This window comes from Geobacillus sp. CCR, assembly GCF_052906625.1.
Window position 1 is genome coordinate 1 of the sequence record NZ_JBREBQ010000060.1, and the last position, 8825, is coordinate 8825.

At 56.1% G+C, this 8825-nt stretch carries 7 protein-coding genes and 2 pseudogenes; 7 read left to right on the forward strand and 2 right to left on the reverse strand.

Annotated features, from left to right (window positions below):
- Window positions 1–272: transposase (locus ACVBDQ_RS17065; protein WP_446663364.1), on the forward strand; the 272-nt coding region annotated here is incomplete at its 5' end.
- Window positions 273–616: 344 nt separating this feature from the next.
- Here ACVBDQ_RS17065 and ACVBDQ_RS17070 read toward each other — a convergent pair.
- Window positions 617–753 (reverse strand): annotated as a pseudogene (locus ACVBDQ_RS17070) (type II toxin-antitoxin system HicB family antitoxin); the annotation flags it as partial.
- 186 nt (window positions 754–939) lie between these two features.
- On the opposite strand from ACVBDQ_RS17070, the gene ACVBDQ_RS17075 reads away from it, so the two are divergent.
- The 6 genes and pseudogenes from ACVBDQ_RS17075 to ACVBDQ_RS17100 all read left to right on the forward strand — a co-directional run bounded on the left by ACVBDQ_RS17075 (window position 940) and on the right by ACVBDQ_RS17100 (window position 8173).
- A complete protein-coding gene (locus ACVBDQ_RS17075; protein ID WP_042380944.1) occupies window positions 940–2988 on the forward strand; it encodes a methylmalonyl-CoA mutase family protein in 2049 nt (682 codons plus the stop codon).
- Complete coding sequence (scpA, locus tag ACVBDQ_RS17080; protein ID WP_014196299.1) at window positions 2972–5167, forward strand: methylmalonyl-CoA mutase; 2196 nt, start codon at window positions 2972–2974, stop codon at window positions 5165–5167. Before ACVBDQ_RS17075 ends, scpA begins: the two co-directional genes overlap by 17 nt.
- Entirely contained in the window at window positions 5164–6312 is a 1149-nt protein-coding gene (gene meaB / locus ACVBDQ_RS17085) for a methylmalonyl Co-A mutase-associated GTPase MeaB (RefSeq protein WP_047758049.1), read from the forward strand. The genes scpA and meaB overlap by 4 nt, the downstream gene beginning before the upstream one ends.
- A 32-nt stretch (window positions 6313–6344) precedes the next feature.
- Window positions 6345–6782, forward strand: coding sequence for a BrxA/BrxB family bacilliredoxin (locus ACVBDQ_RS17090; RefSeq protein WP_020756259.1), 438 nt, complete (start codon window positions 6345–6347; stop codon window positions 6780–6782).
- A 240-nt stretch (window positions 6783–7022) separates the two neighbouring features.
- The gene (locus tag ACVBDQ_RS17095) at window positions 7023–7769 is read left to right on the forward strand and encodes an HIRAN domain-containing protein (protein ID WP_033012375.1); all 747 of its coding nucleotides are present in this window, start codon (window positions 7023–7025) and stop codon (window positions 7767–7769) included.
- A 107-nt stretch (window positions 7770–7876) separates the two neighbouring features.
- Window positions 7877–8173 (forward strand): annotated as a pseudogene (locus tag ACVBDQ_RS17100) (nucleotidyltransferase family protein).
- A gap of 125 nt (window positions 8174–8298) precedes the next feature.
- Here ACVBDQ_RS17100 and ACVBDQ_RS17105 read toward each other — a convergent pair.
- Window positions 8299–8823, reverse strand: coding sequence for a hypothetical protein (locus ACVBDQ_RS17105; RefSeq protein ID WP_446663365.1), 525 nt, complete (start codon window positions 8821–8823; stop codon window positions 8299–8301).
- Window positions 8824–8825 lie beyond the last annotated feature (2 nt).

The following is an 8825-nucleotide window of genomic DNA, read 5'->3' on the forward strand; positions in this document are numbered from 1 at the left end:
GGACTGGATTGTCCCCCGGCAACCATGAAAGCGCCGGAAAGCGAAAGAGCACGCGCACGACAAAAGGCAATCCCCATCTCCGATCGGCGTTATGCGAGGCGGCATGGTCAGCAGCTCGATCCAAGACACATCCCTTGTCCCGAAAATTTTGGTCGTTGGCGGCCCGATGCGGGAAGAAAAAAGCCCTCATCGCCACAGCTCGACGAATGTTGGTGATCATCTTTTGCATGATCTCCCGCAAAGAGTCGTTCCGCCAACCACAACTTATCTAGTATAGCCAACAGGCAGCCAGATCATACGAGATGTCCGAAAATGGGGCACCTCTGCTTTCCTATTGCCTTCTTTGGCCATTTTCAGTATACCCACACGGATCAGGAGCGTATACAGCACTCACCCAGTGGTGGGGATTTTTACGGAAAAACAGGAAGATTGGAACTTCATGGAGTGTACAACCGGGATGACGCCGTTTTGGTTCATGTATTGAAGGATTTCGTGATCGATTTGCGAAACATTTTCCAATGAATAAATGGCAGTTGAGATTTTCGCTAAGCGGTGATTTGGAGGGGGACGAGGGAGCATCGTCCAAGAGAGCATGCAACAACGCCCTCTTCCTTTCATGTTTTTTCAGGGCTTCTTGGAGGATTTGTGAATCGTTGAGATGGTGTTGTTTCGCCAAGTCATCGAGCCATTTCGGGATCGTTCATGTTTTTTTTTGACCGCTTTGTTTTCCATTTCATGGCGAAATGGTGGCATCAGCAAGTTGTTTGCCTTTTTGTTCATTGCCCAAACGCGGCCGATGTACTACAATAAACATAGAAACCGTTTTTTCCCACACGAAGCGTCATCAGCGCTTCGTTCTGAGCAGACGGGTTCGAGAGGGAAAGGTGCGGCTTGAAAAGAAAGCGGTTTCTTATGTCTGGAAGGCAAAGGGGGATCGGAATGAGCGATGTCGCAAAGATGAAGGAAGCGGCGTTTCCGGCTCCGACGGTGGAGGAGTGGGAGCGGGAAGCGGAAAAGTCGCTGAAAGGCAAGCCGCTCGAGCGGCTTGTATCGATGACGTACGAAAACATTGCGGTCAAACCGCTCTATACGCGCCGCGATGTGGAGGCGCTCGGCCCGCTTGAGCAGTACCCGGGCTTTGGCCGCTATGTGCGTGGGGCGCGGCCGGAAGGGTATCGGGGCGAGCCGTGGAAGGTGAGCCAGGAGATTTCGGCAGCGAGCCCGTCCGACTGGAACGAGGCAGTGAAGCACGACTTGGAGCGGGGGCAGACGGAAATCCATCTTGCCCTTGGCCGGCTGCCGTTTGCCGTCGAGTCGGTTGATGATGTGGCGGCGATGTTGGATGGCGTGCCGCTGGACCGCTATTCGCTCCGTGTGGACGCCGGGGCGCGGTCGCTTTCGTTTTTGGCGCTGTTGGCCGCTTATTTAGAGGAACGGGGCGTCCCGCTATCGAGCGTACGGGGCGCGATCGGCATGGATCCGCTCGGAGCGTGGGCGGAGCAGGGGACGCTCCCGTGTTCGCTTGAGCGGCTGTATGATGAAATGGCGGAAGCAACGAAGTGGGCGAAGGAACAGATGCCTGCCGTTCGCACGATTTTGGTGCGCGGCGAGCCGTACCATAACGGCGGGGCGAACGCCGTGCAGGAGCTCGCGTTTTCGTTGGCGGCAGCCGTCGAGTACATCCGCGCCGGGTTGGACCGGGGCTTGACGGTTGATGACATCGCGACAAGGATGCAAGTGTCGCTCGCCGTCGGAGCCGACTTTTTCATGGAAATCGCCAAGCTGCGGGCGGCGCGGCGGTTGTTTGCGCAAGTGATCGAAGCGTTTGGCGGCGGTGAATCAGCAAGGCGGATCGAGCTGCATGTGCGCACGTCGCCCTTTACGAAAACGGTGTACGACCCGTATGTGAACATGCTCCGAGCGGCGGCGGAAGCGTTTGCGGCCGTTGTCGGCGGCGCCGATGGCGTGCACGTGTCGCCGTTTGACGAGGCGCTCGGACTCGCTGATGAGTTTTCGCGGCGCATCGCCCGCAACACGCAGCTCATTTTGCTCGAAGAGGCGCATGTGGCGAACGTCATCGATCCGGCGGGCGGCTCGTATTATGTGGAAACGTTGACCGCCAAGCTCGCCGAAGAAGCGTGGAAGCTGTTCCAGCGTGTGGAGGAAAAAGGCGGCATGGCGAAGGCGCTCGAAGACGGCTTCGTGCAGACGGAAGTGGAAGCGGTCGCCAAGCGGCGGCTGGATCGTGTCAAGACGCGGAAGGAAAAAATCGTTGGCACGAACGTGTACGCCAATTTGGAGGAAACGCCGGTCGAAAAACCGAAGCAAGACGCAGCGAATGTGGCGCTGCCGCTGGATGAAAAGCGGGTGGCCGATATTCGCGCCTCGCTCGCGGGCGGGAAGTGGATGGAAGCGGCGATTCGTGCGGCCTGCCGTCGAGCAACCGCTCGGGAGATCGCGGCGGCGTTGGTCGATGGGAACGCGGTTGTTGCCATCACGCCGATTCGGGCATGGCGCTTGGCCGAGCCGTTTGAGCAGCTGCGGAAGGCAGCCGAGGAGCATGCCGAACGCACAGGAAGCAGGCTTTCCGTTCACTTGATCAATATCGGGCCGCTTGTCCGTCATCAAGCGCGCGCCGATTTCATCGCCGGGCTGTTTGCGGCCGGCGGGGTGGCGGCTGAGCGGAGCGATGGCTTTGCCTCGGTCGCGGAAGCGGTCGAATGGGTGCGGAACACGAATGGGACGCATTATATCGTGTGCGGCGCCGATGACGATTACCCGGCGTTCGTTCCAGCGTTGGCTGAGGCGTTCAAGCAAGCCAAGCCGAACGCGAAGCTGTATGTCGCCGGAAAGCCGCCGGAAGAGCTTGAGAGAACGTACGCGGACGCGGGCGTGGACGGATCGATTCATCTCGGTTCGAACGCGTACGATGTGATCGTGGCGTTTCTAACGGAAAGAGGGGTGGCGCTTGATGGCGAAGTACGTTGATTTTACCAACATGACGCTTTCCGACGCAACGGCCGATGTGGATGAGAAACAGTGGAGAGACGCGGTGGAGCGGCGCGTGCAAGCGTCGATCGATGAGCTGTTGTTTCAGACGAACGAACACATTGCGGTGAAGCCGCTTTATACAAAGGAAGACATCGATGGGCTCGATTTTCTTGATTATATGCCCGGCTTGCCGCCGTACTTGCGCGGGCCGTACCCGACGATGTACGTCGTGCGGCCGTGGACGATCCGCCAATACGCCGGCTTTTCGACCGCCGAGGAGAGCAACGCCTTTTATCGGCGCAACTTGGCGATGGGGCAAAAAGGGCTGTCGGTCGCTTTTGACTTGGCGACGCACCGCGGCTATGACTCCGACCATCCGCGCGTCGTCGGCGACGTCGGCAAAGCGGGGGTGGCCATCGACTCGGTGCTCGATATGAAAATTTTGTTTGACGGCATCCCGCTCGACCAAATGTCAGTGTCGATGACGATGAACGGGGCGGTGCTCCCGATTATGGCGTTTTACATCGTCACCGCCGAAGAGCAGGGAGTGACGCAAGACAAGCTGTCCGGCACGATCCAAAACGATATTTTGAAAGAATATATGGTGCGCAACACGTACATTTATCCACCGGAGATGTCGATGCGCATCATCGCCGACATTTTCGCCTATACGGCCAAATACATGCCAAAATTCAACAGCATCAGCATTTCCGGCTACCATATGCAAGAAGCCGGGGCGCCGGCCGATTTGGAGCTGGCGTACACGCTCGCTGACGGGCTTGAGTACGTGCGCACCGGCTTGAAAGCCGGCATTGACATCGACTCGTTCGCGCCGAGGCTGTCGTTTTTCTGGGCGATCGGCATGAACTACTTTATGGAAGTGGCGAAACTGCGGGCGGCGCGCCTCATGTGGGCGAAAATGATGAAAACGTTCAATCCGAAAAATCCAAAATCGCTCGCTCTAAGGACGCATTCGCAAACGTCGGGCTGGAGCTTGACCGAGCAAGATCCGTTCAACAACGTCGTGCGCACGCTCATCGAGGCGCACGCGGCGGCGATGGGGCATACGCAGTCGCTCCATACGAACGCCTTGGATGAAGCGATCGCCTTGCCGACCGACTTCTCGGCGCGCATCGCCCGCAATACGCAGCTGTACTTGCAGGAAGAAACCGGCATTTGTCGGACGATCGACCCGTGGGCCGGTTCGTATTACGTCGAGACGTTGACGAACGAGTTGATGAAGCGGGCGTGGGCGCATATCGAAGAAATCGAAAGCTTAGGCGGGATGGCGAAAGCCATTGAAACCGGCATCCCGAAAATGCGCATCGAAGAAGCGGCGGCCCGCCGCCAAGCGCGCATCGATTCAGGAGCGGAAACGATCATCGGCGTCAATAAATACCGCCCGGAAAAAGAAGAGCCGATCGACATTTTGGAAGTCGACAACACCGCCGTGCGCCAGCGGCAAATCGAGCGGCTGAACGAGCTAAAGGCGACGCGCGACAACGAGCAGGTCGAAGCGGCGCTTGACGCCATCACAAAAGCGGCGGAAACGGGCGAGGGGAATTTGCTCGAGCTTGCCGTCCAAGCGGCGCGCGTCCGGGCGACGCTCGGGGAAATTTCGTACGCGATCGAAAAAGTGGCGAGCCGCCATCGCGCCGCCATCCGCTCGATCAGCGGCGTTTACAGCTCGGAATACAAAAACGAAGCGCAGCTCGAGCGGGTGAAGCGACGGGTTGAGCAGTTCGCCGAACTCGAAGGACGCCGCCCGCGCATCTTGATCGCGAAAATGGGGCAGGACGGCCATGACCGCGGGGCGAAAGTCATCGCCACGGCGTTTGCTGATTTAGGGTTTGACGTCGACATCGGCCCGCTCTTCCAGACGCCGGAAGAAACGGCGCGCCAGGCGGTCGAAAACGATGTGCACGCCGTCGGCATCAGTTCGCTCGCCGGAGGGCATAAAACGCTTGTGCCGCAGCTCGTCGAGGAGCTTGAAAAACTTGGCCGCGATGATATTTTGGTCGTCGTCGGCGGCGTCATTCCGCCGCAAGACTACGCGTTTTTGTATGAGCACGGCGCCGCCGCCATTTTCGGACCGGGCACGGTCATTCCGGAAGCGGCGGAAAAAGTGTTGGATGAAATTTACGCCCGGCTTGGCTATGAGGAAGTGAACCAATGAACGGCGAAGAGAAACGGCGGGAACAGGCAAGCGGCCAGAGCGCAGTTTCGGACGGACAGCCGCGGCGCCCGGAATGGGCGGACGGCAATGGTCTGTCGTCGTACGTGCAAGCCGAGCGCCCGCCGGCGCCGAAGCGGCTCGTGCGGCGAAAAGAACGATCGGTTAAAGAATACGTCCAAGGAGTGCTCGCCGGCGACCGCACCATTTTGGCGCAGGCGATTACGCTTGTCGAAAGCAATGCGGCCAGGCATATGGATCTCGCCCAGCAAGTGCTCAATGAACTGCTTCCGCACGTCGGCCGCTCGATTCGCATCGGCATCACCGGCGTGCCGGGGGCGGGAAAAAGCACGTTCATTGAAGCGTTTGGCACGTTTTTGTGCGAGCAGGGCCATCGCGTCGCCGTCTTGGCCGTCGACCCGACGAGTTCGTTGACCGGCGGCAGCATCCTTGGCGACAAAACGCGGATGGAGGCGCTTGCCCGCCATCCGCACGCCTTCATCCGTCCATCTCCATCCGGTGGGGCGCTTGGCGGCGTGCATCGGAAAACGCGCGAGACGATGATGCTGTGCGAAGCGGCCGGCTATGACATCATCCTCGTCGAGACGGTCGGCGTCGGGCAAAGCGAGTTTGTCGTCCGCGGGATGGTTGACTTTTTCCTGCTGCTCGCCTTAACCGGCGCCGGCGATGAGCTGCAAGGCATGAAGCGCGGCATCATGGAGCTGGTCGACGCCATCGTCATCAACAAGGCGGACGGCGATAATAAAGAAAAAGCGCGGATGGCGCAAAACGAATACAACCAGTTTCTCCATTACCTCCGCCCGGCCACGCCCGGCTGGGAGACGAAAGCATACACATGCTCGGCGCTGTTGGGCGAAGGGATCGCCGACATGTGGCGCGTCATCCAGGCGTTCGTCGAGACGACGAAGCGATCCGGCGTCTTTTTTGACCGCCGCCGCCAGCAGCAAAAAGACTGGATGCACGCCATGATCAAAGAATATGTGGAAACGCGCTTTTTTGCCGATCCGGTCGTGAAAGAAAAGCTCCCGATGCTCGAGAACAGCGTCATTTCCGGCGCCAAGCCGGTCACCGCCGCCGTCCGCGAGCTGATCGAAGCGTATGAACGGAAGCAGAGCGGTGAACTGTGATATGATAAAGGAAAATCGAAGGAGGTGTTGAGATGTTCCAATTTCAATTTCCGCTCTATCACGACATCGTCGAACAAGCGCGGCGTGAAGCGGTCGAAGCCGGATTTGAAGAGCTGCGCACGCCGGAAGACGTCGATGCGGCATTCCGCCGTCCGGGCACCACGCTTGTCCTCATCAACTCCGTGTGCGGCTGCGCCGGCGGCATCGCCCGTCCCGCAGCGGCCCACGCCGTTCACTACGACAAGCGCCCGGACCATTTGGTGACCGTCTTTGCCGGCCAAGACAAAGAAGCAACGGCCCGCGCGCGCGAGTATTTTGTCGGCGAGCCGCCGTCCTCGCCGTCGTTCGCGTTGTTAAAAGACGGGAAATTGTGCGCCATGCTCCACCGCCACGACATCGAAGGGCACGAACCGGTCGCCGTCGTGCAAAAGCTGCAGGCGCTGTTTGACGAATATTGCGAGGAAGTGTGAAAGGAGAACCCGAAGTTCGAAAAGGGACTTCGGGTTTTTGCATGACCATTATTGTTTGTGATAATAGAAATGAAGAAGGAAATTGATCGTATCAGTCAAATAAATGAGCAACAAGTCACAACTGTTTTAGATGGTGTTTCAGAAAATGTCATGAGTAAAATTTACAAAGAATGGGTATTAAAATTATTACAGTATCGAAAAGAATGGCTCGTAAATTGGTATATGGAGGTGAAATAAGCGATGCGCCCTTTTGTGCTTTGGTTAATTTGGCAAAATGAATGTACTCGGCAGCGATATCATATTGGAAACTTATTACACGATGGGGATAAGTATGTATTTTATTATGAACGTAGCAGGAAGAGAAGAGGACTGTTCGAAGCACTAGAAAACGGTTATCAACCTCATTTGTCGTTTCCGGATATAGGAAAAAAATACGTTTCTAACAGATTGTTCGGGCCTTTTGAGCGGCGTTTGCCTGACCGGCGCCGTCCGGATTTTTTAGAAATTTTGCGGACATACGGCTTGCCGCGCGATTGTACAGATATGGATATGCTGCGAGCGACTGGTGGTAAACTTGCGACAGATTCTTATGAATTTGTAGCGCCAATTTATGTATCGGGAAATCATTTCGATTTTGATTTTTATGTCGCGGGTTGGAGATATTACGAGGGAGATCGAGTAATTCAATATCTTAAAGTGGGGGATAAGGTACATTTTCGATTAGAGCCGGAGAATAGGCAAGATTCTAAAGCAGTAGAAGTGTTAACAGATGAAGGGGGTAAGCTAGGGTATATTCCTGCTTTCTATAGCGAGTTTATGTTTAACCTTATTCAAAATAACGGGCGTTATATGGCGAGAATTGAATCAATTCATGTTGAGGCTTTTCCACAGCGGAAAGTAAATATAAGTGTCTACGGTGAGCTCCTTCCATCTTGCCAGACGCAAGATCTCGATATGCTACATGAAATATCGTTAGAAGTGATTTAGTCTGTTCACTGTTTTCTGAAGTAGGCATGTTTGATTTCAGATGAATGAATATGTCCACGAAATCGAAACGCTACTGCAAAACATCAAAGAAGAAGTGATCGACCGTGATGTATGGAATGAGCCCGACCGTGTTTGAACGGCTGATGGCGTATTTCGCGGGCGAAGAAGATATACAAAAAGTCGTTTTGTTCGGCTCGCGGGCGCGCGGCACGGCCCGCTACAACTCGGACATTGACTTGTGCATTGACTAGACCGGAAAACAGAAGTGGAAAATCAAAGAGGATCTTGACGAGATTGTCGGCATTTACTCATGTGATGTGCTCTTTTTTGACGCGCTGAACGAAGCGATCCGGCGCGAAATCGAGCGCGACGGGAAGACGATTGATGACAAAGCCCGCTCATAAACTATTTTTGTTTAGGATGGTCTGTCCCGTATCGGGGAGATGAGGTGGGGGCTGTACGGGTGTGTCCAACGAACGGAGACCACACCAGCAAGCCCCCACATTCCTCTGTTGGGTTCCGCCCTCGTTTACCAAAACTCCCGTCCAATCCACCACACCGAAAGGACAATGCCCGCCCCCAGCCACATCATGGGGAGAAGGAGGGACAGCGAATCCGCCGGCGCTTGAAACAAAAACAGATGCGGCCACGGCATGAACGTCCCTTGCGTCGCGACTTCCATAAACGTATAGACCGCGATGACGGACAAGGCGACATCCAGGCTGCCAAAGACGCCTAACAAGGCAAGCCCAATCAACTGGTAAAACAAAAACAACAGAAACAGGTGCCCCAACACGGGAGCGGTGAGAAACATCGTTCCTTGAATCCCTATGACCGCCGCGACAAGAAGAGCGATGCATCCCCCATGCAAAACGGCATAGCGGACCAAGTCGAAGACGACCGCTTTCCGGTAATGCCATACCAACGCGTCTTTCGCCCCTTCGTCGTACAAATGGCGGTACAAAAAGACGAGATGCCATCCGGCGATCGGCACGGCGATGCCTTGGATGACGGTGTACGGCAAAAACGGTTCGTCGGAGCGGGCGGACAAGATCC